General features: G+C 73.3%; 23 protein-coding genes. 17 read left to right on the top strand and 6 right to left on the bottom strand.

Annotation, left to right across the window (positions count from 1 at the left end; all coding sequences use genetic code 11):
* Positions 1-166: 166 nt before the first annotated feature.
* From ACIGAN_RS25245 to ACIGAN_RS25230, 4 genes are all read left to right on the top strand, one after another.
* A complete protein-coding gene (locus ACIGAN_RS25245; RefSeq protein ID WP_365088812.1) occupies positions 167-643 on the top strand; it encodes an Lrp/AsnC family transcriptional regulator in 477 nt (158 codons plus the stop codon).
* 19 nt (positions 644-662) lie between these two features.
* A complete protein-coding gene (locus tag ACIGAN_RS25240; protein ID WP_399860734.1) occupies positions 663-1,358 on the top strand; it encodes an HAD family hydrolase in 696 nt (231 codons plus the stop codon).
* 101 nt (positions 1,359-1,459) lie between these two features.
* Positions 1,460-4,282, top strand: coding sequence for a beta-L-arabinofuranosidase domain-containing protein (locus ACIGAN_RS25235; protein WP_399860731.1), 2,823 nt, complete (start codon positions 1,460-1,462; stop codon positions 4,280-4,282).
* 143 nt (positions 4,283-4,425) lie between these two features.
* The gene (locus ACIGAN_RS25230) at positions 4,426-5,190 is read left to right on the top strand and encodes a DUF4142 domain-containing protein (RefSeq protein ID WP_365740883.1); all 765 of its coding nucleotides are present in this window, start codon (positions 4,426-4,428) and stop codon (positions 5,188-5,190) included.
* 599 nt (positions 5,191-5,789) lie between these two features.
* Here the strand turns inward: ACIGAN_RS25230 and ACIGAN_RS25225 are convergent.
* On the bottom strand, positions 5,790-6,668 hold the full coding sequence (locus ACIGAN_RS25225) for a LysR family transcriptional regulator substrate-binding protein (RefSeq protein WP_399860729.1): 879 nt from the start codon (positions 6,666-6,668) through the stop codon (positions 5,790-5,792).
* A 58-nt stretch (positions 6,669-6,726) separates the two neighbouring features.
* Between ACIGAN_RS25225 and ACIGAN_RS25220 the strand changes: the two genes are divergently transcribed.
* Positions 6,727-7,110, top strand: coding sequence for a DUF5997 family protein (locus tag ACIGAN_RS25220; protein ID WP_399860726.1), 384 nt, complete (start codon positions 6,727-6,729; stop codon positions 7,108-7,110).
* Positions 7,111-7,432: 322 nt separating this feature from the next.
* Positions 7,433-7,921 (top strand): hypothetical protein, encoded by a 489-nt coding sequence (locus ACIGAN_RS25215; RefSeq protein ID WP_399860876.1) that lies wholly within the window; start codon positions 7,433-7,435, stop codon positions 7,919-7,921.
* Here the strand turns inward: ACIGAN_RS25215 and ACIGAN_RS25210 are convergent.
* Entirely contained in the window at positions 7,887-8,219 is a 333-nt protein-coding gene (locus ACIGAN_RS25210; RefSeq protein ID WP_365740890.1) for a hypothetical protein, read from the bottom strand. The genes ACIGAN_RS25215 and ACIGAN_RS25210 overlap by 35 nt on opposite strands.
* A gap of 284 nt (positions 8,220-8,503) precedes the next feature.
* Here ACIGAN_RS25210 and ACIGAN_RS25205 point away from each other — a divergent pair, with 284 nt between their 5' ends.
* Positions 8,504-9,730, top strand: coding sequence for a GAF domain-containing protein (locus tag ACIGAN_RS25205; protein WP_399860723.1), 1,227 nt, complete (start codon positions 8,504-8,506; stop codon positions 9,728-9,730).
* A 106-nt stretch (positions 9,731-9,836) separates the two neighbouring features.
* A complete protein-coding gene (gene adh, locus ACIGAN_RS25200) occupies positions 9,837-11,354 on the top strand; it encodes an aldehyde dehydrogenase (RefSeq protein ID WP_365740893.1) in 1,518 nt (505 codons plus the stop codon).
* A 70-nt stretch (positions 11,355-11,424) separates the two neighbouring features.
* On the opposite strand, the gene ACIGAN_RS25195 is transcribed toward adh, so the two are convergent.
* Positions 11,425-12,807 carry a DEAD/DEAH box helicase gene (locus ACIGAN_RS25195; RefSeq protein ID WP_399860719.1) on the bottom strand — a complete coding sequence of 461 codons (1,383 nt, stop codon included), beginning with the start codon at positions 12,805-12,807 and terminating at the stop codon, positions 11,425-11,427.
* A gap of 383 nt (positions 12,808-13,190) precedes the next feature.
* On the opposite strand from ACIGAN_RS25195, the gene ACIGAN_RS25190 reads away from it, so the two are divergent.
* The 7 genes from ACIGAN_RS25190 (at position 13,191) to ACIGAN_RS25160 (ending at position 20,822) form a co-directional block, all read left to right on the top strand.
* On the top strand, positions 13,191-14,105 hold the full coding sequence (locus tag ACIGAN_RS25190; RefSeq protein WP_365740897.1) for an ABC transporter ATP-binding protein: 915 nt from the start codon (positions 13,191-13,193) through the stop codon (positions 14,103-14,105).
* Positions 14,102-14,980 carry an ABC transporter permease gene (locus tag ACIGAN_RS25185; RefSeq protein WP_399860716.1) on the top strand — a complete coding sequence of 293 codons (879 nt, stop codon included), beginning with the start codon at positions 14,102-14,104 and terminating at the stop codon, positions 14,978-14,980. Before ACIGAN_RS25190 ends, ACIGAN_RS25185 begins: the two co-directional genes overlap by 4 nt.
* A 74-nt stretch (positions 14,981-15,054) precedes the next feature.
* Positions 15,055-15,759, top strand: coding sequence for a response regulator transcription factor (locus tag ACIGAN_RS25180; RefSeq protein ID WP_365740901.1), 705 nt, complete (start codon positions 15,055-15,057; stop codon positions 15,757-15,759).
* Entirely contained in the window at positions 15,756-17,267 is a 1,512-nt protein-coding gene (locus ACIGAN_RS25175) for a sensor histidine kinase (protein ID WP_399860713.1), read from the top strand. Before ACIGAN_RS25180 ends, ACIGAN_RS25175 begins: the two co-directional genes overlap by 4 nt.
* Before the next feature lie 93 nt (positions 17,268-17,360).
* A complete protein-coding gene (locus tag ACIGAN_RS25170; RefSeq protein ID WP_365740905.1) occupies positions 17,361-17,840 on the top strand; it encodes a MarR family winged helix-turn-helix transcriptional regulator in 480 nt (159 codons plus the stop codon).
* Positions 17,841-18,014: 174 nt separating this feature from the next.
* Complete coding sequence (locus tag ACIGAN_RS25165) at positions 18,015-19,580, top strand: MFS transporter (RefSeq protein WP_399860874.1); 1,566 nt, start codon at positions 18,015-18,017, stop codon at positions 19,578-19,580.
* Positions 19,581-19,964: 384 nt separating this feature from the next.
* A complete protein-coding gene (locus tag ACIGAN_RS25160) occupies positions 19,965-20,822 on the top strand; it encodes a hypothetical protein (RefSeq protein ID WP_399860710.1) in 858 nt (285 codons plus the stop codon).
* A 12-nt stretch (positions 20,823-20,834) separates the two neighbouring features.
* On the opposite strand, the gene ACIGAN_RS25155 is transcribed toward ACIGAN_RS25160, so the two are convergent.
* From ACIGAN_RS25155 to ACIGAN_RS25145, 3 genes are all read right to left on the bottom strand, one after another.
* Positions 20,835-21,917: a sensor histidine kinase gene (locus tag ACIGAN_RS25155; protein ID WP_399860707.1), complete on the bottom strand. Its 1,083-nt coding sequence runs from the start codon at positions 21,915-21,917 to the stop codon at positions 20,835-20,837.
* Complete coding sequence (locus ACIGAN_RS25150; protein WP_399860705.1) at positions 21,910-22,599, bottom strand: response regulator transcription factor; 690 nt, start codon at positions 22,597-22,599, stop codon at positions 21,910-21,912. The genes ACIGAN_RS25155 and ACIGAN_RS25150 overlap by 8 nt, the downstream gene beginning before the upstream one ends.
* A 66-nt stretch (positions 22,600-22,665) precedes the next feature.
* The gene (locus ACIGAN_RS25145) at positions 22,666-23,376 is read right to left on the bottom strand and encodes a VanZ family protein (RefSeq protein ID WP_399860704.1); all 711 of its coding nucleotides are present in this window, start codon (positions 23,374-23,376) and stop codon (positions 22,666-22,668) included.
* A gap of 132 nt (positions 23,377-23,508) precedes the next feature.
* Here ACIGAN_RS25145 and ACIGAN_RS25140 point away from each other — a divergent pair, with 132 nt between their 5' ends.
* Both ACIGAN_RS25140 and ACIGAN_RS25135 read left to right on the top strand, forming a co-directional pair.
* The gene (locus ACIGAN_RS25140; protein ID WP_399860700.1) at positions 23,509-23,898 is read left to right on the top strand and encodes a VOC family protein; all 390 of its coding nucleotides are present in this window, start codon (positions 23,509-23,511) and stop codon (positions 23,896-23,898) included.
* Between the two features lie 301 nt (positions 23,899-24,199).
* On the top strand, positions 24,200-24,907 hold a 708-nt coding region (locus ACIGAN_RS25135), incomplete at its 3' end, for a HAMP domain-containing protein (protein ID WP_399860698.1).

Here is a 24,907-nt window from a genome sequence, read left to right as displayed (position 1 = left end):
AATGAGCACGAAAAAGGCGCCGCGGGGTCCGCAGCGCCATCGACCCCTCCATATCAGCACCTCGCACACCACTGGCTCAACTCGCTCCTCCTACACTGGGCCATTGGTACAGCGACGGCGGGCGGATTCCGGCCGCGGCAGAGCCAACGGACGAGGAGGGCGCGGCATGCCCGTGGACGAGCTCGACACCCGCATCCTGCGGCTGCTGCTGGAGCAGCCGCGCACGAGCGTGCGGGAGTACGCCCGCCTCCTGGGCATCGCCCGGGGCACGCTGCAGGCGCGGCTCGACCGGCTGGAGCGCGACGGCGTGATCACCGGTACGGCGCCGGCCCTCTCCCCCGCCGCGCTCGGGCACCCGGTGCTCGCGTTCGTGCACATCGAGGTCACGCAGGGGCATCTCGACGAGGTGGGCGACGCACTGGCCGCGGTGCCGGAGATCGTCGAGGCGTTCTCGATCACGGGCGGCGGCGATCTGCTGGCCCGGGTCGTGGCGCGGGACAACGCGCACCTGGAGGACGTCGTCCAGAAGCTGATCAGCATGCCGGGGGTGGTGCGCACCCGCACCGAGGTCGCGCTGCGCGAGCGGGTGCCCCACCGGATGCTGCCGCTGGTGGAGTCGATCGGGCGGTCGGCCCGCCGATGATCTTTGAGAGCATGGCGGCATGAGCAAGCTCCGCGGCACATCGGTCATCTTCGATCTCGACGGAACACTCGTGGACAGCGAGCCGCACTACTACCAGGCGGGCCGGCAGACCCTCGCCGCGTACGGCGTCCCGGACTTCAGCTGGGCGGACCACGAACGGTACGTCGGCATCAGCACCCAGGAGACGGTCGCGGACTGGAAGGACCGCTACGGGCTGTCCGCCACCGTGGACGAACTGCTCGCCGTGAAGAACCGCCACTACCTGGAGCTGGCCCGCAGCGCCTCCCGCGCCTACCCGGAGATGCGGGCGTTCGTCGAGCTGCTGGCGGCCGAGGGCGTCCCCATGGCCGTGGCCTCGGGCTCGTCCCCGGAGGCGATCCGGGCGGTGCTCGCCGGAACGGGACTGGACGCGCACCTGCACACGGTCGTCTCCGCCGACGAGGTCGCGCACGGCAAGCCGGCCCCCGACGTGTTCTTGGAGGCGGCCCGCCGGCTGGGCGCGTCCCCGGCCGACTGCGTCGTGCTGGAGGATGCCGCCCCGGGCGCCGCGGCGGCGCACGCGGCGGGGATGCGGTGCATCGCGATCCCCTATGTCACGGCGCAGGCGGACGCGCCGGAGTTCGCCACCGCGAGCCTGCTGCTGCGGGGCGGGCAGGCGGAGTTCACGGCCCGGTCCGCGTACGACTGGCTGGCGGGCGCGGCCGGCCGTCGGTGAACTCGCCCCTTCCGACCCGTTGACGCTCCTCCCCCTCCTCCCTAGGGTCTGGTCGACCATGCGTACGGCGTTCGAAATATCGACACTCCGGAGGAGCATCCATGGCACGGTCCCTCTCCCGACGATCCCTTCTCCAGGCGGCGACCCTCGCCGCGGCCGTACCCGCGCTCACCGGGACCCGGGCGGGGCAGGCCGCGGCCGCCGCGGTCGTCTCGGCGGCCGCCGCCGGTGTCCCCGCGGCCTGGACCGTGCGGCCCTTCGCGCTGGAGGAGGTGAGCCTGGGCACGGGCGTCCTCGCCGACAAGCGGAAGCTGATGCTGGATCACGCGCGCGGCTACGACGTGCACCGGCTGCTGCAGGTGTTCCGCGCCAACGCCGGTCTGGACACGGGCGGCGCGGTCGCCCCGGGCGGCTGGGAGGGTCTGGACGGCGAGGCCAACGGCAACCTGCGCGGCCACTACACCGGCCACTTCCTGACGATGCTGGCGCAGGCCCACCGCAGCACCGGGGAAAGGGTGTTCGCCGACCGGATCGACACCATGGTGGGCGCGCTGACCGAGGTGCGCGCGGCGCTGCGGCGGGATCCGGCGGTGCTGAGCGTGGAGGGGAGGTTCGGTACGGCCGCGGAGCTGGTGCGCGGCTCCCACCAGTACGTCGACCTGCCGGCCGCCGTGCTCGGCGGAGCGGCGGCGATCACCTTCTCCGTGTGGGTGCGGCCCACCCACGACGCCGCCTGGGCCCGGGTGTTCGACTTCGGCAACGACACCACCCGTTACCTGTACCTGGCCGCCCGCGACCAGGCGGGAGTGCCCCGCTTCGCCATCACCACGTCGGGCGCCGGCGGCGAGCAGGCGCTCAAGGGCACGGCCCCGCTGCCGCTGCACCGGTGGAGCCACCTGGCGGTCACCGTCGCGGACGGCACCGGCATCCTCTACGTCGACGGCACCGAAGTCGCGCGGAACACCGCCATGACCCTGACCCCGGCGGCCCTCGGCACCCTCCGGAACAACTGGCTGGGCCGCTCGAACCACGCCGCCGACCCCGTCTTCGCGGGCGCGTTCGAGGCGTTCGACGTCTTCTCACGGGCGCTGACCGCCGCCGAGATCCCCGAGGTGCGGAGCAGCCGGGCCGCCGACGCCTCTTCGGGCCGTGGCGACCTGGTCTCGTACGCCTTCGACGAGACGTCCGGCGGGACCTTCGCGGACGCCTCCGGCCGGGGCCTGACCGCTACCCTGCGCCGCACCTGGGGCGGGCCCAGCCATCCCGGGTACCTCGCGGCGTACCCGGAGACGCAGTTCATCGACCTGGAGTCACGGACCACCTCGGACTACACCAAGGTGTGGGCGCCGTACTACACCGCGCACAAGATCCTGCGGGGCCTGCTCGACGCGTACACCGCCACCGGCGACGACCGGGCCCTCGACCTCGCGTCCGGCATGTGCGACTGGATGCACGCGCGGCTGTCGAAGCTGCCGGAGACCACACTCCAGCGCATGTGGGGCCTGTTCTCCAGCGGTGAGTTCGGCGGCATCGTCGAGGCGGTCTGCGATCTGCACGCCCTCACCGGCAAGCCCGAACACCTCGCGCTGGCCCGGCTGTTCGACCTGGACCGGCTGATCGACGCGTGCGCCGCGAACACCGACGTCCTCGACGGACTGCACGCCAACCAGCACATCCCCATCTTCACCGGCTACGTACGGCTCTACGACGAGACCGGCGAGGAGCGCTACCTCACCGCGGCGAGGAACTTCTGGGACATGGTCGTCCCGCACCGGATGTACGGCATCGGCGGCACCAGTACGCAGGAGTTCTGGAAGGCCCGGGACGTGATCGCCGGCACGATCGGCCCGGCCACGGCCGAGACGTGCTGCGCGTACAACATGCTCAAACTCAGCCGGACCCTGTTCTTCCACGAGCAGGACCCGAAGTACATGGACTACTACGAGCGTGCCCTGTTCAACCAGGTGCTCGGCTCGAAGCAGGACAGGCCCGACGCGGAGAAGCCGCTGGTCACCTACTTCATCGGGCTGACCCCCGGTCATGTGCGGGACTACACGCCCAAGCAGGGGACGACCTGCTGCGAGGGCACCGGCATGGAGAGCGCCACGAAGTACCAGGACTCGGTGTACTTCGCGCGGGCCGACGGCGGCGCCCTCTACGTGAACCTGTACAGCGCCTCGGGGCTGACCTGGGCGGAGAAGGGCGTCACGGTCACGCAGACCACCCGCTTCCCGGAGGAGCAGGGCAGCACGCTGGTCATCGGGGGCGGCCGGGCGTCGTTCACGCTGCGGCTGCGGGTGCCGGCGTGGGCGACCGCCGGGTTCCGGGTGACCGTCAACGGCCGCGCCGTGCCGGGCACTCCCCGGCCGGGGAGCTACTTCGACGTGTCCCGGACGTGGCGGGCCGGCGACACCGTGCGCATCGCCCTGCCGTTCCGGACGCGGGTGGAGAAGGCCCTCGACGACCCTTCCCTGCAGACGCTGTTCCACGGCCCCGTCAACCTGGTCGCCCGCGACCCCGCCACGGACTTTTTGCGGGTCGCCCTGTACGGCGGCGCGGGGCTCTCCGGCGATCTGACCGCCTCCCTGCGGCCGGTGCCGGGCAAGCCGCTCCACTTCACCCTGGGCGGCCGGGAGTGGGCGCCGTTCTCCGCGGGGACGGAGGATCCCACGCACGTCTACTTCCGCCGCGCGGAGCCGGACGTGGTGTTCGGCGGGCAGGACGCGGGGGTCGCCAACCCGGCGAAGGCCGACGGCACCACGCTGCTGGACGACATCTGGGCCGGGGCGCCGTTCCGGTCCAAGGGGGCGCTGGTGGCGCGGGTGCGGTCCACGGTGGACGCGTGGGTCGCGGACGGGCTGCTGAACAGGGCGGACGGCGACCGGGTGGTGCGGACGGCGGCCGCGGCGTCCTACCGGGACTGAGCGCCGGACCCGGGATCCGGTGCCGCCTGCCGTACGGCACCGCGTCGCGGACGTCACATGAACTTTTTCGCGGCAGGAGTGATTGTTTCGCTCCTGACGTCCGTACCTCTGGGTGTTGGGCCGTTCATATCCCAGGAGGCACGATGCGCATCTCGCGCAGCACGGCAGGTACCGCGTTCGTGGGCGGTGCGTTGATCCTTACGCTCTCCGCGCTCGCCTACCCCAGCATGCTGGGCGTGCAGAACGCGGCATCCGGCCAGGACCGCATTATCGCCAACACCCAGTGGGGTCCGCTGACCGAGGCCGACCGGGACTTCGTGGTCCGTGTGCGCGCGGCCGGGCTCTGGGAGTACCCGCTCGGGCAGATGGCGATGACGAAGGGCACGACACCGGCGATGAAGGAAGTCGCCAAGCACCTGCTGGTGGGCCACGGCCGCCTCGACGCGTCGTGCCGCAAGCTCGGCACGGACCTGGGCATCACCCTGCCGAACGAGCCGTCGCCGCAGCAGCAGCAGTTCGTGGCCACGGCGGAAGGCGCCACGGGCAAGGAGTTCGACTCCACGGCGGTGACCATCATGCGGGTCGCGCACGGGAGCATCTTCCCGACCGTCGCCAAGATCCGGGCCACCACCCGGAACAGCCTCGTGCGGGAACTCGCCGACCAGACCAACGACACCGTGCTCGACCACATCTCGATCCTGGAGAAGACCGGTCTGGTCAATCACGAGCAGGTGGCCTTCCAGATCACGGCCCCGGCGAAGCTGCCGCAGGACCAGACGACACCGCCGCCTCCGCAGGCGGGCGCGCCGGTCCGGGTGCTGCCGGTCCCCGAGGACCTGAAGGACTTCCAGACGGTCGCCCCCAACCCGTCCTTCGCCCAGCCACAGCCCTCCCCGACGGCGGGCTGAGCCACAACGACGGTGCCGGGTTCCTGAAAGCGGGCTCCCCGGGTAAGGCGGGTCCTGGGGAAGGCCGGGCCTGAGGGCGGAGGGGCCCCGGGGCGGACGGGCGCCGGGGCGGACGGGCGCCGGGGCGGACGGGCGCCGGGTCCGAAGAGCCCCACCCCGCGTCGCCTCCCGGCTCGCCCCCGGATCGCCCTCCTGTCCGCAGACGACCCGACCGACGGACGGACGAACGGCCGGACGGCATCGTGGCCGAACGGACGCACCCCGACACGGTCGCCCCCCTCCAGGGCACCGAGCCTTGTCGGTGCTACCACCGCCGGCGGACGCCACCCCAGGGTCCACCCTGGCGGCGCAATACCTCCGCCGCGCACGCCGGGGCTCATGAATGCCACCGCCCGGCAGACCGCTGGCGCGACGTCCCGCCGGGGTCACCGAGCCCGGTGAGGGCTATCACCGCCGGCGGACGCCGCCCCCAGGGTCCGCCGCACGACGGCGCCGCCGCGCACACCGAGACGCGCAAGCGTCACAACCGGCCACGCCCGCCGCCGCACGGCCCGCCCCGGCGGCGCGCTACCTCCGCCGCGCACGCGGGCCCGTGAGCGTTACGACCCGCGTCGCGGCCGGCCGCGCTTGCCGCCGCCCTTGGGGGTTCCGCCGGAGGCTCCCCCGCGACGGTTCGTCCCCGGCTTCCCTGCCGCCCCGGGCTTCCCGGCGGCTCCCTGCTTCCCGGCCGCGCCTGACCTCCCGGCCGCGCCTGACTTCCCTGCCGCCCCCTGCTTCCCCGCCGCTCCCGGCTTTCGGCGGGGGCCGTCCTCTCGGCGGGCCGCGGTCTTGTCCGTGCGTCCCCGCTTGTCCGCCGGAGGCTGCACACGGCCGCGGGTGCTGTTGACCGTGCGGCCGCGGACGATGCCGATGAAGTCCTCCACCTGGTCGGTCGTCGCGTCCTCGGGCCAGGACAGGGCGACGCTCGACTCGGGGGCGTTCGTGAGGGGCCGGTGCGTGAGGTCCTTGCGGTGGTGCAGGCGGGCGAGCGACAGCGGCACGATCAGGACGCCGATGCCCGCGGCGACCAGCTCGACCGCGTCGGCCGTGGTGGCGGGGCGTTCGAAGGCGGGCCGGCCGGGGAGCCCCTGCTGCCAGTCGAAGACGTCGTCGAGCGGGTGCAGCACGATGTCGTCGGACAGATCCTCCGGCGTCACCTCGTCGACCGCCGTGACCAGGTGGTCCTTGGGGACGACGACGACCGTCTGCTCGGTGTAGAGGGGGATCGCGCTGAAGACCGTGCGGTCGACGGGCAGCCGGACGAGACCCGCGTCGGCCTCCCCGCTCCGCAACCGCTCGGCCGCGACCGCGGCGGGCACCTGCGCGAGGGTCAGCGGGACGTCGGGATGCCGCCCGTTCCAGACGCGCACCCACTTGTCGGGCATCACCCCGGGGACGTACACGAGCCGGAACGAGGGGGAAACTTCCGAGCCTGTCACCTGGCCAGGTTACCGGCCGTGGTCAGGCCTCGTGCACACGCTCGATACGCTGGATGCCATGACGTCGCACCAGAGCACCCAGACGATGAAGCCCGCCACCGCGGCGAAGAAACTGGGTGTGTACCTCGAGGCCACCCCCGCCGATTTCCGGGAGGGTGTCGTCTCGCGCGCCGAGCTGAACGAGCTCCAGGCGAACCCGCCGCAGTGGCTGCAGAACCTGCGGCGCAACGGCCCGCACCCCCGCCCGGTGGTCGCCGCGAAGCTCGGCGTCTCCATCGCGGGCCTGGCCCGTGGGGGTGTCACCGAGGCCCTCACCACCGAAGAGATCGAGAAGCTGAAGCAGGAGAACCCCGAGTGGCTGGTGCGGGAGCGCGCCACCCAGGCCGAGGTGCGCAAGGAAGCGGCCCGCATCAAGAAGAAGCACGCCGAACGCACCGACTGACCTCGCCTGTCGTCCGGGACGGCCTTCACCGGTGCCTCCGGTGGGGGCCGTTGTCGCGCTCGGGCCCCTTGCCCCTCCTCGCGGCCCGCGAAGGACGCCGGACGCGTCCGGAGTTGACCGGGGGCTTTCGGGCCGGCACCTTCGCCTGCTCCCTTTCGACCGGGCCAGGCCCGGCATAAAACGCCAGACCGCGCCACCCCTTCCAGCCCGTAGAAATATCTACGACCATGGCTGTGGCCGGGCGGCGCGCGGAACCCCGCGGGTCACCGGCCCGTGTCCCGCGCGCGCCACCGCGGCGCCGCCGACTGTGCCTGGGGTGGCCATGCAGAGCGTCATGTGGAAGCAAGCCGTCGAGTGGCTCGCGGCGGCCGCGACGGACCCCCAGGAGTGCAAGCGGGAGTGGGACCACGGCACGGGCACGGCGCTGGTGGAGGCCGGGCGGTACTGGGACGTGCTCAGCGTGCCCGACCGGCTCGGGCTGCTCGCGCTGGACCTGCTGTGGCGCGACCCGCTGCGGGTGCCGGGCCCCACCCTGGTGGACTCGGCCGCGCGCAGAGTGGGGTTCTTCCTGCCACCGGATCCGGTCAGCGAGTGGGTGGGGTGCGGCGTGCGGCACCTGGGCCGGGGCTCCTGGATCGCCGTGCCGCCGCCGTACCGGCCCGCGGGCCGTCTGGAGTGGCTCGTCCCGCCGGACGGCACCGGCGCGCTGCACGCGCCCGGTGCCCTGGAGTCGGTCCTGCGCGAGGCCACCGGCACGCTCGCCGTGCTGGCGCCGGTCAGCGCGGAGCCGGTGGTGCCGGACGGCTGGTGAAGAGGGCGCCCATGGCCCGGCCGGCGGCCGGGTGGGCCCCGGCCGGGGCGACCGGGCCCAGGTGCGGGCCGGCCGTCCACGACGGGACGGCCGCCCAGGTCTCGCTGTCCGCCGGTGCGGCGAAGGAGACCCACTGGCCGTCGCGGTGCTCGGGCACCGTGTGGCCCCTCGCCTCCCATTCGGCGACCAGGGCCGCGTAGATCGGCGGATGCCCCGCGTAGGCGCTGGTGATCTCGGCGTACGGACGGGGCGTGGCGTCGCCGTGGGAAGGGCGCCGCGCCGTGTCAGTGCTGTCCATGCCAGGGCAACGGGACGTCGCGCGCCGGTGGTACGCGGGTGGGACGCCGTCCGTCGGGTCGAGTGAACGCGTCACCCGTCCGGCGGCACGGGGGCACCGGACAAACATCCAGTCAGGCGGTCGCCCGTTCAGCCCGGGGGTCGATTCCCGGCCGTTCGGTCACGTTCGAGCCACGGGCCCTTCGATGCGGCGTCTTCCGGTCACGCCGGGCTCCTCGACCGGGCCCGGCGCATCCGGTAACACTGACCTCACGCCGAGAACCGGTACGACGGCAGGGAGAGGCCATGTCACAGCGCCCTGACCTCCAACAGCGCAGGGCCGTGCTGGAGCACGAGTGGTCCCGCTGGGTGCCGCGGCTGAGTGTCCCGGGCGCCCGCCCGGGCGGCACCACCGCACTGCGGCACGAGGTGACCGAGTCCTGGGCGCGCTCCCTGATCAGCGTGGATCCCGGCCGTGACAGCGCCCCGGTGACCGACGGGGGCCCGGTGCACCAGCGCTGGACGTCCTCACCGCTGTACCGGCCGGTGACCGCGCTCGCCGGTGAACTGCGCAGCATCGCCGAGGACGCCGGGTTCGTCACGGCCGTCACGGACGAGTCCGGCACCATCCTGTGGACCTGCGGCGGGGCGACCATGCGCCGCCGCGCCGAGCGCGTCAACTTCGCGCCGGGCGGCCGCTGGGACGAGCAGGCCATGGGCACCAACGCCCTGTCCCTCGCCCTGCGCACCGGCCGCCCCAGCTCGGTCTTCTCGGCCGAGCACCTGGTGTCGGCGCTGCACGGCTGGGTCTGCTACTGCGCGCCCGTGCACGGCCCGGACGGCCGTGTCCTGGGCGTCCTGGACCTGTCCACCACCTGGGACCGCTCGCATCCGCTGGCCATGTCGACCGTGCGGACGCTGGTGTCCACGATCGAGGCCCGTCTCGGCACGGAGGCGCTGCCCCGCCCCGGCCGGCTGCGGCTCACCTGCCTGGGCACCGAGCAGGCCGCCCGAGAGGGCCGCCGACTGAGCCTGCGCCCACGTCAGTTGGAGATCCTCACCCTGCTCGCGCTGGAACCGGGCGGCTTCTCGCCGGAGCGGCTGCGCGCCGCCCTGTACGGCGACCGTCCGGTCACCGCGTCCACCTTCAAGGCGGAGGTCTCCCACCTGCGCCGCGCGCTCGGCGGTGGCGTCTCGCCCCGCCGCTACACCCTCACCGCACCCGTGTCCTGCGACGCCTTGGACGTGCTGCGCGCGCTGGAACAGGGCGACACGGACACCGCGCTGCGCCACTACGGCGGCCCGCTGCTCCCCCGCTCCGAGGCGCCCGGCATCGAGGAGTGGCGCACCCGTCTCGAAGTAGCCGTGCGGGAGGCCGTGCTGGCGAGCACGCGCCCCGAACACGCCCTGCGCTACGGCGAACGGGCACCGTACGACGCGGAGATCCACGAGCACGCGCTGCGGCTGCTGGGCCCGGACGACACCCGCCGGGCGATCGCGGCGGGACGGCTGACGGCGGCGCTGCGCGACTGACGCCACGGCCCGGCACGGGCGCCAACCTTGCGCCAACCTGCCGGGAGCACAGTGAGGGCGTCACGACGGCGTGACCGTCACATGCCCTGCCCCGAGGAGAGCCGCCATGGTGTACGCGCAGCCAGGAACCGACGGCAGCATCGTCAACTTCGCCCGGCGCTACGACAACTTCATCGACGGCGACTGGGTGGCCCCCGTCGAGGGCCGCTACTTCGAGAACCCGACCCCCGTGACCGGCAAGGTCTTCTGCGAGGTGGCCCGCTCCTCCGCGGCCGACGTCGACCTCGCCCTGGACGCGGCGCACCGGGCGGCCGACGCGTGGGGCCGCACCTCCACCACGGAACGCGCGAACGTCCTCAACCGGATCGCGGACCGCATCGAGCAGCACCTGGAGAAGATCGCGGTCGCCGAGACCTGGGAGAACGGCAAGCCGGTCCGCGAGACGCTCGCCGCCGACATCCCGCTGGCCGTGGACCACTTCCGGTACTTCGCCGGCGTCGTGCGCGCCCAGGAGGGCAGCATCGCGGAGATCGACGCCGACACCGTCGCCTACCACTTCCACGAGCCGCTGGGCGTGGTCGGCCAGATCATCCCGTGGAACTTCCCGATCCTGATGGCCGCCTGGAAACTGGCGCCCGCGCTGGCCGCCGGCAACTGCGTCGTCATCAAGCCGGCCGAACAGACCCCGGCCAGCCTGCTCTACGTCGTCGACCTGATCGCCGATCTGCTGCCGCCCGGCGTGCTGAACGTCGTCAACGGCTTCGGCGTGGAGGCGGGCAAGCCGCTGGCGTCCAGCCCGCGCGTGGCGAAGGTGGCGTTCACCGGCGAGACCACGACCGGCCGCCTGATCATGCAGTACGCGAGCGAGAACATCATCCCCGTCACACTGGAACTGGGCGGCAAGAGCCCGAACATCTTCCTGCCCGACGTGATGGCCGCCGACGACGACTTCCTGGACAAGGCCGTCGAGGGCTTCGTGATGTTCGCCCTCAACCAGGGCGAGGTCTGCACCTGCCCGTCCCGGGCCCTGATCCCCTCGTCGATCTACGACGACTTCATGGCCCGCTGCGTGGAACGCACCCGGGCCATCGTCGGCGGCGACCCGCTGGACCCGGCCACGATGATCGGCGCCCAGGCCAGCAACGACCAGTACGAGAAGATCCTGTCCTACCTCGACATCGGCCGGAAGGAGGGCGCCGAGGTCGTCACGGGCGGCAACTCCCGCACGGTTCCCGGTCTGGAGGGCGGCTACTACATCGAGCCGACCATCTTCCGCGGCACCAACGACATGCGGATCTTCCAGGAGGAGATCTTCGGCCCGGTCGTGTCGGTGACCACCTACGACTCGGTCGACGAGGCCCTGAAGATCGCCAACGACACGCTGTACGGCCTCGGGGCGGGCGTCTGGACCCGGGACGGCAACACGGCCTACCGCCTGGGCCGCGAGATCAAGGCGGGCCGCGTCTGGACCAACTGCTACCACGCCTACCCGGCCCACGCGGCCTTCGGCGGCTACAAGAAGTCGGGCATCGGCCGCGAGACGCACAAGATGATGCTCGACCACTACCAGCAGACGAAGAACCTGCTGGTGTCGTACTCGGCGAAGAAGCTCGGGTTCTTCTGAGGCCGCAGGGGCGTCGAGGCGCGGCTCGATGCGGACACCGGTCCGCGAGCGGGCCGTCCGGAGAGCCGCATCAGCCGGAGCGGCGTACCCGGGCGGCCTTGCGGGCCTCGGCGAGCTTGCGTGCCTCGCTGGTCCTGCGGGACGCCCTGCCGCCGGAGCCGCCCTGGGGGTCCTTGCTGTTGCCCAGGCCGCGGAACGGCACGTTGTGGTTCTTGGTGCGCGGTGCGGCCGGTCCGCCGTCGAGGGGTGTGCCGGAAGGGGTCCTGGCTCCGGTGATCCGGCTCAACTCCGCTTCGCCGGAGCGCACTTTGGCGACCCGGGGGACGACGTCGGCGTCCGCCAGGACCTGGCTCGTCTCGCGGCGCTGCGCGGACTGGACGAGTGTCACGACGGTGCCGGAGCGGCCGGCCCGGGCCGTGCGGCCCGCGCGGTGCAGATAGTCCTTGGGGTCGGTGGCCGGGTCGACGTTGACCACGAGGTCGAGGTCGTCGACGTGCAGGCCGCGTGCGGCGACGTTCGTCGCGACCAGGGCGGTGACCTGACCGTTCTTGAACTGGGCCAGGGTCCGGGTGCGCTGCGGCTGGGCCTTGCCGCTGTGCAGGGCGGCGGCGGCCACGCCGTTGGTCCGCAGATGCCGCGTGAGCAGGTCGACGCCGTGCTTGGTGTCCAGGAACAGCAGGACGCGGCCGTCCCGGGCGGCGATCTCCGTGGTGACGGCGTAGCGGTCCGGGCCGTGGACGACGAGGACGTGGTGCTCGACGGCGGGGACCGCGCCGGTGGAGGGGTCCACGGAGTGGACGGCGGGGCCGCGGAGGTAGTGCCGCACCAGCTGGTCGACGTCGCGGTCGAGGGTGGCGGAGAACAGCATCCGCTGCCCGTCGGGGCGCACCTGGTCCAGCAGCTCGGTGACCTGCGGAAGGAATCCCAGGTCGCACATCTGGTCGGCCTCGTCCAGGACGACGATGCGCACTCGTCCGAGCCGGCAGCCCTTGCGTTCGACGAGGTCGTGCAGCCTTCCCGGGGTGGCGACGACGATCTCGGCGCCGTCGCGCAGCGCGGCGGCCTGCCGTCCGGCGGAGACACCGCCGACCACGGTGGCCAGCCGCAGCCGCAGCGCCTCGGCGTACGGGGTGAGCGCCTCGCCGACCTGCTGGGCCAGCTCCCTGGTGGGCACCAGGACGAGTGCCAGCGGCTCCTTCGGCTGTGCTCGCCGGCCCGCCGTCCGGGCGAGCAGGCCGAGGCCGAAGGCGAGCGTCTTGCCGGATCCCGTACGGCCGCGGCCGAGGACGTCCCGTCCCGCGAGCGCGTCGGGCAGCGCCGCCGCCTGGATCGGGAAGGGCACCGTCACACCGCGTTCGCCGAGCGTCCGCAGGAGCCCGGCGGGCAGCCCCAGCTGTGCGAAGGAGGGCGCCGCGGGCAGGGCCGTGGGGTCGGTGGGTGCTGATTCGCTCATGTCGGGCCTTCCTCCGAGGGGACCGTACCGGGGAGGGCGCGGCGGGGACGCGGCCACCGGCCGGGACACGGAACGGACACCGGCACAGCGACGCTGCAAACGGGCAACGCTAGCACGGGGCGCGGCACCGGGGCCCGGCGGTCGCGGCGCCGGGCCCCGGGCGGTCGCGCCGCCGCGGCCGCGCCTTTCATGGGAAGCGCATGGGAGTTTCCTGGGAGTTCCCGCCCCGCGGAGCGCCTTGGATGAGATCGCCGCAGGTCACGGGCGTGCGGTTGTCATGAGGCTCACATGCTCGTTCAGCTCCCGCCCCACCTGGCCCTCGACAGTGGGGGCAGCGCACACGGGTCCTCGTGTGCCTCGCTGACACCGGGTCGGGAGTCTCGATGATCGAAGTGCAGGGTCTGACGAAACGCTACGGCGACGTCCTCGCCGTGGACGATCTGACGTTCACGGTCCGGGCCGGGGCGGTGACCGGTTTCCTGGGGCCGAACGGCGCCGGCAAGTCGACCACGCTGCGCCTCGTCCTGGGCCTGGACGCCGCCACGTCCGGTACCGCCCGCGTGGGCGGGCGGCCGTACGTCCGGCAGCCCGCCCCGCTGAGGGCGGTCGGGGCGGTGCTCGACCCGGGCGCGGTGCTGCCCGGCCGCAGCGCTTTCCACCATCTGCTGGCGCTCGCGGCCGGCAACGGTATCGCGCGCGGCCGGGTCGCCGAGGTGCTGGCGGAGGTCGGGCTGGAGAAGGCGGCCCGGCGCCCGGCGGGGACGTACTCGCTGGGCATGCGGCAGCGGCTGGGGATCGCCGCGGCGCTGCTGGGCGATCCCCCGGTGCTGGTCTTCGACGAACCGCTCAACGGGCTGGACCCGGAGGGCATCGTGTGGATCCGCGCCCTGATGCGGCGGATGGCCGCCGAGGGACGCGCGGTGCTGATGTCCAGCCATCTGATGAGCGAGATGGAACTGACCGCCGACCACCTCCTCGTCATCGGGCGCGGGAAGCTGATCGCCGACACGACGATGAAGGACTTCATCGCGGCGCACTCCGCCCGCGAGGTGGTGGTGCGCAGCCCGCGGGCCGAGGTCCTGCGCGGCCTGCTCGGCGCCGCGGCGCAGGTGCGGGCCGAGGGCGCCGGCACCCTGGTCGTGACCGGTCTGGAGGCCGCCGAGATCGGGGCGGTGGCAGCGGCCGCCGACGTGGAGCTGCACGAACTCGCCCCGCGCCGGGAGTCGCTGGAGAAGGCGTTCATGACGTTGACCCGCGACGCGGTGGAGTACCGGGCGGAGAAGGAGACGGACCGATGAGCCGCACCACCACGACGCCGTCCGGCACGCCGGCGAGGACCGGGCGGGGACGCGTACGCGCGTCCTGGGCGTCCGAGGACCGGGGACGGGAGGGGCGGGCGACCTTCCGCCACAGCCTGCACGCCGAATGGATCAAGATCCGTACGATGCGGTCGACGCTGTTCCTGATCCTTGGCACGTCGGCGTTCACGATCGGGCTGGCGGCGCTGAGCGGCTCGTCCGCCGGCGACGACTTCGCGTCCATGAGCCCGGCGGAGCGGAGCGCGTTCGACCCGCTGGCCATCAGCCTGCGCGGCTATCTGCTGGCGCAGATCGCCCTGGGGCTGCTGGGCGGCCTGGTGGTCACCTCCGAGTACGGGGCGCGCACCATCGTGCCCACCCTCACGGCGGTGCCGCACCGGGCGCGGGTGCTGGCCTCCAAGGCCGTGGTGCTGGTGGGGGTGGCGCTGCCGGCCGGGATCGGGGTGTCGCTGGCCGGGTTCCTGGCCGGGCAGGCGGCGCTGTCCCGGGCCGGGGCCCCGCATCTGGCGCTCACCGACGGCGTGGCCCTGCGCGGCATCGTCGGCGGTGGCATGTATCTGGCACTGGCGGGCCTGTTCGGTCTGGCCCTGGGCACGATCGTCCGCTCCACCACGGCGACGGTGACCACGCTGTTCGGCGTGCTGCTGATCGTCCAGGCCTTCGCTCCGGCGCTGCCGGGCAGGATGGGTGACTGGGTGTCGACGTACTGGCCGCCGATCGCCGGCGGGCGGATCGTCACCGGTGTGCGGGATCCTGACCTGCTGGGCCCCTGGGCCGGGCTGGGCGTGATGGCCGGGTGTGTGACGCTTCTGACGGCGGCGGCGTTCGTCGTGTTCCGCGGGCGCGACGCCTAGGGCCCGTCGTCCGGGTCAGGCCTCCGGCGGGGCGGGACAGTGAAGGTGAGGACCATCGGGTGAGGACGGGTGCCGTGACGACGCAGCGACTGCTGGTGGTGGAGGACGAGCCGACGCTGCGTGAGCTGTTGTCCGCCAGCCTGCGGCTGGCCGGCTTCGAGGTGGCCGCGGCCGAGACGGGCGCCCAGGCCCTGGAGGCGGTCCGTGACCGGCGCCCCGACCTGATCGTCCTCGACGTGATGCTGCCGGACTTCGACGGGTTCGAGGTCGCCCGCCGGCTGGGCCGTGAGCGGCCCGGGGCCGGTGGGCGCGAGCACCCGCCGATCCTCTTCCTCACCGCCCGGGACGCGACGGAGGACCGGATCAGCGGTCTGCGGGCCGGCGGCGACGACTATGTCACCAAGCCCTTCGACCTGGAGGAGCTCGTCCTGCGCATCCAGGCCGTGCTGCGCCGCACCAGCGGCCACCACCGTGGCGGCCTGCTGGTCGTCGACGACCTGGAGCTGGATCCCGGCAGTCATCAGGTGACCCGCGCCGGCCGCCCCGTGCAGCTGTCGCCGACCGAGTTCCGCCTGCTGCGGGTGCTGATGGAGAACGCCGGGCGGGTGCTGTCCCGGGACCGGTTGCTGGACCAGGTGTGGCACTACGACTTCGGCGGGGACGACTCGATCGTCGCCTCCTACATCAGCTACCTGCGCCGCAAGATCGACACGGGTGAGCCGAAGCTGATCCACACGGTGCGCGGCACCGGCTACGTCCTGCGCAGGCCGCGCGGATGAGCGCCCCGGTCGCGGCGGGGCCGGTCAGCCGTCTGTCGCTGCGGGGGCGGGTGGTGTCCCTCACCCTGCTGCTCGTCGTCGCCGCGCTGCTGGCCAGCAACGCGCTGCTGGTCACGCTGCTGCAGCGGCAGCTGGTCGAGCAGCTGGACGCGAGGCTGCGCACCGCCGCCACGGTGGTCGCCCGGCTGCCGTCGGCCCCGGCGGCCGGGGAGCGGGAGGCCGGGGCGCGCGGCGCCGCGGAGAGCGAGCTGATCGGTGAGGTGTTCGTCGCCCACCTCGACGGCCGGGGCCGCGTCCGGCACACGCTGCGGGTGGCCACCGACCGTGCCCCGCGGCTGCCGGTGCTCGACCGGGCGGCCGTCGAGGCCCGTGCCGGGCGCCCGTTCCAGGTGCCGGGCCGGGGCGGCGGCGACGCCTGGCGGGTCGTCGCGGTCCTGCCCGAGGGCACCGGCCGTCCGGCGGCGGCGCCCGGTGCCGTGGTGGTGGCCGGTTCGCTGGCGCCGGTGCAGGCCACGATCCGGCACCTGGGCGGGTGGATGCTGGTGATCGACTCACTGGTGCTGGTGCTGCTGGGCGTCATCGCCTGGTTCGCCGTGCGGGCCGGGCTGCGGCCGCTGCGGCGCGTCGAGGCCACGGCGGCGGCCATCGCGGCCGGGGATCTGTCCAGCCGGGTCCCGCAGCCGGCCGGGACCCGCACCGAACTGGGCCGCCTGTCGGCCGCGTTGAACGGCATGCTGGAGCGGATCGAGGCCGGGGACGCGGCCAGAGCGGCCACCAACGAGCGCATGCGCAGCTTCATCGCGGACGCCAGCCACGAACTGCGCACCCCCCTGTTCGGGATCAAGGGGTTCACCGAGCTGTACCGGATGGGCGGCATGCCCGAGCGCACGGACGTCGACGCGGCGATGAGCCGTATCGAGGGTGAGGCGGCGCGGCTGGTGCGCCTCGTGGAGGATCTGCTGCTGCTGGCCCGTCTCGACGAACAGGCCGCCGCCGAGTCGGGTCCGACGCTGCGTCCGACGCCGATGGACCTGCGCACCCTGGCGGCGGACGCCCTGCACGATCTGCGGGCCCTGGCCCCCGAGCGCCCCGTCACCCTGACCGGACCCGGCGGTGGCCCGCCCGGCCGTGCCCCCGTGCTGGGCGACGAGGCGCGCCTGCGGCAGGTGACGTCCAACCTGGTCGGCAACGTGGTCGCCCACACCCCGCCCGGCACGCCGGTGCGCATCGGCGTGGGGACGCTGGAGGGTCAGGCCGTCCTCGAACTCGCCGACCGGGGACCCGGGATGAGCACCGAGCAGGCCGCCCACGTCTTCGACCGCTTCTACCGCGCGGACACCGCCCGGGGCCGCACCCCGACCGGTGGCGCGGGGCTCGGTCTGTCCATCGTGCACTCGCTGGTGAGCGCGCATCACGGCCGGGTCGAGGTCGACACCGCCGTCGGCGAGGGCGCCACCTTCCGGATCCGGCTGCCGCTGCACACCGACAGCGCGCACACCGGTTCCTGACCTGCCCGCGCTTCCGCCGACGCCCGGCCGGGGTGATGCCGCCAGGAGATCAGTATGTTGACATAGGTTTCTCCGCATAGGTAACGTGCGGGCGTGACCGGAAGCAGTGGGGCTCGCGAGAGCCGGGACGTCGACCAGGTGGCCGCCGGCCTCGTGGCCTGCCTGCCCGCACTGAACCGGCAGCTCAAGCAGCTCATCGACCGGAACCTGCCCTACCCCAGGCTGCCCGAGCGGCAGTTGGCCCTGCTGCAGTACGTCGCCGAACACGACGGCGCCACCGTCCACAAGGCCGCGGACGCGCTGGGCATGATGCCGAACAACGTCAGCGCCCTGGTCACCCGCCTCACCGAGGCGGGCCTGCTGGAGCGGCACCAGGACGACACCGACAAGCGCGTGGCCCATCTGTGCGTCACCGCGCTGGCGCGTCAGCGCATCGGCGAGGTCGAGAAGATCGCGGCCGCCCGGCTCACGCCCGCGCTGCGCCACCTCACCGACGGCGACCTCGACGCCCTCGGCTCGGCGCTCGGCGCCCTCCAGTCCCTCACCCGGCGTCTGCGCGACCAGTCCGCCTGACCGGTCCCGTACCCCGCCTTCCCACCACCCCCGCCCCTGCCGCCACGGCCGGGGCCGGGCGCGCTGCCCCGATGCGCAGCGCCCCCCACCCGTTCACGCGCCCCTGTGCGCGCCCCACGTCCCGAGGACCACCCACCCGTGTCTGTCACCGCTGTCTCCGCAGCGCCCGCGCCCATGTCCGGCCCGCGCGGTCCGCGCGCCAACCCCTGGCTCACGCTGATCGCCGTCGCCTTCGGCCTGTTCATGGTCGGCCTCGACGGCTCCGTCGTCTCGATCGCCAACGCCGAGATCGCCCGGGACCTCGACGCCACCACCGCCGAACTGCAGTGGGTCACCAACTCCTACCTGCTCGCCCTCGCCGCCACCCTCATCCTCGGCGGCAAGCTCGGCGACCGCTTCGGACGCCGCACCCTGTACCTCGTCGGTGTCGTCGGGTTCACCCTCGCGTCCGTCGCGATCGGCCTGGCCGGGTCGATCGAGGGCGTCATCGCCTTCCGTGCCGTGCAGGGCCTCTTCGGCGCGATGCTCATGCCCAACACCCTCGCGCTGCTGCGGGCCGTGTTCCCGCCGGGGAAGTTCGGCATGGCGGTCGGCATCTGGGCGATGATCTCGTCCGTCTCCACCGCGCTCGGCCCCATCGTCGGCGGGCTGCTCGTCGAGCACGTCGACTGGGAGTCCGTCTTCTACGTCAACGCCCCCATCGGCGTCATCGCCCTGGTCTTCGGCCTCGTGGTCCTGCCGCAGTCCCGCAACGAGGCGGCCGCGCACCAGAAGTTCGACGTACCCGGCGTCGTGCTGCTCGCCCTCGGACTGCTCGCCGTCGTCTTCGGCGTCGTCAAGGGCGAGACCTGGGGCTGGACTTCGCCCGGCACGCTCGGCGCCATCGTCGCGGGCGTCGTCGTCCTGGCCCTGTTCGGCCGGTACGAGACCCGCGTCGCCCATCCGCTGCTGCCGATGCGCCTGTTCCGCGACCCGGCCCTGACGATCGGCACGGTCGTCACCGCGCTGAACTTCTTCATCCTGCTCGGCGTGATCTTCTTCGTGATGCTGTACCTGCAGAACGTGCGCGGCTTCACGCCCGTCGAGTCCGGTGTGCGCACGCTGCCGCTGAGCCTCGCCTCCATGGTGGCCTCGCCGCTCGGCGCGAAGCTCACCGAGCGGTTCGGCTCGCGTCTGACCATGCCGTTGGGCATGGTGCTCCAGGCCGGTGCCGCGTTCACGATGCTCGCGTGGAACGCCGACACCGCGTACCACACCCTGTGGCCGCCCTTCGTCGCGCTCGGTCTCGGCGTCGGCATGGTGATGGCCGCGTCCTCCGACGCGATCGTCGGCAACGCCCCGGTGCGGGACGGCGGCATCGCGGGTGGGCTGCAGGCCACCGCGCTCCAGGTCGGCGGCGCGCTCGGCACGTCGGTGCTCGTCTCCCTCATCAGCAGCCGCGTCGGCTCCACGCTCGGCGGTTCGCTGACCGACGCGGGCGTGCCGCACGCGGTGGCGGCGCGCTCGGCGGAGGCGAAGGACGCCGTCGCCATGGGCGTCGCCCCGGTCTCGGAGGGGATGCCGGCGCAGCTCCGGGCCGCCGTGACCGAGGGCAGCCACACCGCGTTCATGAACGGCGTGCACACCGCCGTCCTCGTCACCGGCGTCCTCGCCCTGGTCGGCGCGGCCCTCGCGGTGCTCGGCCTGCGCGGCCGCGGCGGCGCGCACGAGACAAAGGTGCCGGCCGGCTCCGGCCACTGACGCCCCGCCCCGGTCCACAGCCGGACCGGGACACCGCCGGCACTCCCCGTGCCGCAGCGGTGTCCCGGTCCGCGCCACCGCCTCCGCGCCACGGCGGTGTCCGGTGCTCGCGACCGGCCCCGGCGCCACTGCCCCCGTGCCACGGCGAAGCCCCTGGTCCCGCCCCGCGTACGGCAGTTGGGCCGTGTGCCGCTCCCCGCGAACCGTGTGCGGCCGGCCCGGGCAGCCGCAGCCCGCGTGTTCCTCGCCGCCGGAAGCCGGCGTCCCGGGCGATGGAACCGCCGACGGCCCGCGCTGCGGTGGCGTGCGGTGCGACGGCGGCCGAGAATGAAGTAAGGCAAGTCCGCAAGGGACCGCGCCGCTTGCCACATCTCGGACACTGCCATGACAGATCTGGGCTTCGTGGGCCCGAGCCGGCCCGCACACGACTACCGATTCCTGAGCGTCACCGACGGCGACACACCGAACATCGCCATGGCGATCCGCATGGTGTCCATCGACACGCCGGAAAGCGAGTTCGGCGGCGCTCCCGCCACCGCCCAGGCCGCTCTGGACCGCACCCGGGCACGATTGCTGGACGGCACCTACGACGCCCTGCCGCAGGGCCTGCGCGACCATCTCGTCTCCCGCATCACCGACGACGCCGCGCAGCGGCACCAGGCGGCGGGCAAGGCGGCGGCCGAGGCCCACGCGGACATGGTGGCCACGCGTCTGACCCGCCCCGACGGCTCCCGGCGCAAGCTGGCCGTGATCGCCACCGGTGAGCTCGTCGAGAGCAACGGACGTCTGCTGGCGTACACCGCGCCCTGGTTCGGCGGCGGTTCCTCCGATCCGCTGCCGCCGCGCGACGACCCGCGCCGGCGCACGTTCAACCTGGACATGGTGGCTCTCGGCTGGGCCGCCACCTTCCTCATCTACCCCTCTCTCCCGTCCTCCGCCGACCTGAACCTGCTGCTGGACGAGGCCGAGCAGGCGTGGACCCGACGCCTCGGCGCCTGGGCGGAGTTCGGCGAGGACCTGCTGCTGGGCTACGAGTACCGGGCCTGCGTCAAACTCGGGGCACGCGAGGTCGGCGACCCGGCCGAGGCCATCGGGCAGGCCTACCAGCGGGTGTGCGTGGACCTGCGGACGCTGACCGAGGTGGGCCTGTACGGCTACCACGGTGTGCCGCCCCAGCACCGCCTGTGGATCTGGGAGGACGACCTCGAACAGGCCCGCGCGGACCTGCCGATCAGCCTCTGAGCAACAGGACGTCTACGCGGGCCCGGCGGGCAGGCGGACCGTGGCGACGAGGCCGCCGTCCGCGCGGGGGGCGAGGTCGAGGGTGCCGTCGTGGGCGCGGACGATGCTGTGGACGATGGCCAGTCCCAGCCCGACACCGGCGTGGTCGCCGGTGCGTGCCCGCTCCGTTCCGCGCTGGAAGGGCTCGGTGAGGGTGGGCACCAGGTCCGGCGGCACGCAAGGGCCCGTGTTCTCGACCCGCAGCACGCTCGCGCCGGGCCGCGCCTCGGTGTGGACGGTCACCGTGCCGCCGGAGGGGAGGTTGTGGACCAGGGCGTTCTGGACGAGGTTCGTCACCATCCGCAGCAGGAGCTCCGCCGATCCGCCGGCCGGTGTCGCCGCTCCGGTCACCTCGAGGGTGATCCGGCGCTGTTCGGCGAGGGGCAGCAGGGTCTCGGCGGCTTCCTCTGCGAGGAGGGAGAGGTCGACGGCCGCACGGGCGAAGGTCCCGCGGTCGCTGCGGCTGAGCAGCAGGAGCGCCTCGGTGAGGTTGATCGCCCGCGCGTTGGCGGCATGCAGACGTTCGATCAGCTCCTCGCGGTCCCGCGTGGGGTCGGTGCGGGCGACGTCGAGCAGCGTCCGCGAGATGGCCAGCGGCGTGCGCAGTTCGTGGGAGGCGTTCGCGGCGAACCTGCGCTGCTCGGCGACGTGGGACTCCAGTTGTTCCAGCATGGTGTCGAAGGCGTCGGACAGCTCGCGGAACTCGTCCCGGCGGCCCTCCATGCGGATGCGGTGGGACAGCGACCCCCTGCCGGCCCGGCGCGCCGCGTCCGTGATCCGGGTGAGGGGCGCGAGCATCCGGCCGGCCAGGACCCATCCCCCGACGAGCCCGAACACCAGCAGGAAGGCCATCGCCAGGGCCGCGGCCGGGGCGAAGGTGCGCACCAGGAGGTAGCGGTTGGGCGAGACGCCGAGCAGACCCTGACTGTTGTCGGGCACGTAGCGCAGCAGGAACATCCACACCACGGCCAGCAGGCAGGCGCCCGCGACGGCGAGGAATCCGGCGTAGCTGAGGGCGAGTCGGAGCCGGGCGCTGCGCGCCGGGCGGCTAACCATGCGTCCGGTCGGGACGGGCGGTGCCGGTGTCGATGCGGTAGCCGACACCGGGCACCGTCGCGATGATCCATGGCTCGCCGAGCCGCTTGCGCAACGCCGAGACGGTGATGCGGACGGCGTTGGTGAAGGGGTCGGCGTTCCCGTCCCAGGCCCGCTCCAGGAGTTCCTCGGCGCTGACGACGCCGCCCTCGGCGGCGACGAGGACGTCGAGCACGGCGAACTGCTTGCGGGTGAGCGCCACATGGCGTCCGTCACGGAACACCTCCCGGCGGAACGGGTCGACCCGCAGGCCCGCGATCTCACGGACCGGGGGCCGGGCGTACGCGCGCCTGCGGTCCAGCGCCCGCAGGCGCAGCACGAGCTCGCGCAGCTCGAACGGTTTCGTCAGGTAGTCGTCGGCGCCGAGCTCGAACCCGGACTCCTTGTCGTCGATCCGGTCGGCGGCGGTGAGCATCAGGATCGGGATGCCGCTGCCGGAGGCGACGATGCGCCGGGCGACCTCGTCACCGGAGGGGCCGGGGATGTCGCGGTCGAGCACGGCGAGGTCGTAGGCGTGCACGCTCAGCAGTTCCAGGGCCGTGTCGCCGTCGCCCGCGATGTCGGCGGCGATCGCCTCCAGCCGCAGACCGTCACGGACCGCCTCGGCCAGGTGGGGCTCGTCCTCCACGATCAGTACGCGCATGGCCGCAGCCTAGGCAGCACGCCATATCGCGGGCGTATGGGACCGGGGCCCCCGCCGCGGGCGGGGTCAGCCCGCCCGTGCGTACGCGGCACCGGGCCGGTCGTCCGCCGTCGGCCGCGCCGGCCCACGCCACCAGCGGCGCGACGCCAGTGCGGCCAGGGCGGCGCCGGTGGCGTTGACGAGCACGTCGTCCACGGAGGACACGCGGTCCAGCCGCAGGACGTACTGGGCGGTCTCGACCAGGGCCGAGCAGCCCGCGCCCAGCGCGAGGATCCGCGGCACGGACGCCAGTGCCGCCCACCGCATCGGGGCGAAGAACCCCAGCGCCGCGAAGACCAGCAGGTTGCCGGCGATGCCGAGCGGTCCCATCGTGACCAGGTCCCGCAGGGGGACGAGGCTCACCCGCGCGGGGGCCGTGCCGGGCTCGGCGCCGCCCGGCATCATGGTCATCCACAGGAACGGCACCGTCCCGTGGACCATGCCCACCTCGGCCAGCGACGTCCGCCACGGCGACGCGGCACCGGCCCTGCGGCGGCGGTGGGCCAGCGCCCACACGACGAGCGCGGACAACGGCAGCGCGACGAGGGTCATGAGCAGCACGCCGTTGAACGTGCCGAAGCAGGTGTGCCACCGCCCGGCCCGGCACGCCGGAGCGGACATCAGCAGCGGCCGTCGCAGGACGAACGCGGCGCCCGCGACGGTGAGGAGCAGCAGGCCGGGGAACACGAGCCCGCGCGAGCGGCGGGGTGGTGTCGGCAGGGACGGGTCGGGTTTCATGCCCCCATGGGAGACGCCCGGCGGTTGTCGCGGCGTATGCGCTTTTCGATACGCCGGCCATACAAGGGGCGTGGCAACATGCCCCCCGGTCAGCGGAGTTGGGGGCACGGGGCCGCTTGCTAGGGTGGCCGGATGGCATCGATCAGGCAGTTCCAGGTCACGTTCGACTGCGCGGAACCCGAGCGCGTCGCTCACTTCTGGTGCGAGGTGCTGGGCTACGTCGTACCGCCGCAGGCGCAGGGCGAGACGTCCTGGTCGGCGTGCGTCGACCCGTCGGGCGCGGGTCCGCGGCTGTACTTCCAGCGGGTGCCGGAGGGCAAGACCGTCAAGAACCGGGTGCATCTGGACGTGCGGGTCGGCACCGGACTCGTGGGCGAGGAGCGCGTCGCCGCGCTGGAGGCCGAGTGCGCGCGGCTGGTCGGGCTGGGCGGGGTGCGCGTGCGGCTGCTGCCCGCCGACGGCGTCGACGAGTCGTGTCTGGTGATGCGGGACGTCGAGGGCAACGAGTTCTGCCTCGACTGAGCGTGCGCGGCGGCCCCGGGCGGCGGTCGCTCCCCTCCCCCGGACGGACTCGCCCGAAGGGCGATGCATGGTCCGGGTGAAGGTGGGAACCCGGCCGGGTTCGAGGCGTCCGAGTGCTGAGGTGACCATTCCGGGCAGGCTTTGTGAGGGACTCGAAACGTGGGTTAGCCTGCGGCGTATTTCTCATCGAGCAGATCCGTGACTGCACACACGCATGCACGACAGCCGGGCCGCCGCCGCGGTCCGGGGAGTTCCGAGTCCTCGGCCACGGGGGCTCTTGGGGAGCGGAACGAGGGTGCGCATGACCAGCGAGAGCGCCGGGGCCGTCGACGCGGTGCCGGGCGACCAGGAGCTGCGGCGGCTGCTGGCCGGCCTGACCGCCGTACGGGACGGGGACTTCGGTACCCGGTTGCCCGACGACGCGGACGGCCTCATGGGCGACATCGCCAAGGTCTTCAACGGCATGGTCGACCAGCTGTCCGTGTTCACCTCCGAGGTCACCCGGGTGGCCCGTGAGGTCGGAACCGAGGGCACGCTCGGCGGGCAGGCGGAGGTGCCGGGCGTCTCGGGCACCTGGGCCGACCTGACCGACTCGGTCAACGCCATGGCGGGCAATCTGACCACGCAGGTCCGTGACATCGCGCAGGTGGCCACGGCGGTGGCCAAGGGCGACCTGTCGCAGAAGATCGACGTGCCCGCGCGGGGCGAGATCCTGCAGCTGAAGGAGACCGTCAACACGATGGTCGACCAGCTGTCCGCCTTCGCCGACGAGGTGACACGCGTCGCCCGCGAGGTCGGCAGCGAAGGGCGCCTCGGCGGCCAGGCGCAGGTGCCCGGCGTGGCCGGTGTGTGGCGCGACCTGACCGACTCCGTGAACCACATGGCCGGCAACCTGACCAGCCAGGTGCGCTCCATCGCCCAGGTCACCACGGCCGTCGCCGAGGGCGACCTGTCGCAGAAGATCACCGTCGACGCGCGCGGGGAGATCCTGGAGCTGAAGTCCACCATC

This window comes from Streptomyces sp. NPDC085931, from assembly GCF_044540565.1.
Taxonomy (GTDB): Bacteria; Actinomycetota; Actinomycetes; order Streptomycetales; family Streptomycetaceae; genus Streptomyces.
The sequence above is the reverse complement of the archived record's forward strand: the minus strand, read 5'-3'. Positions and strand labels throughout refer to the sequence as shown.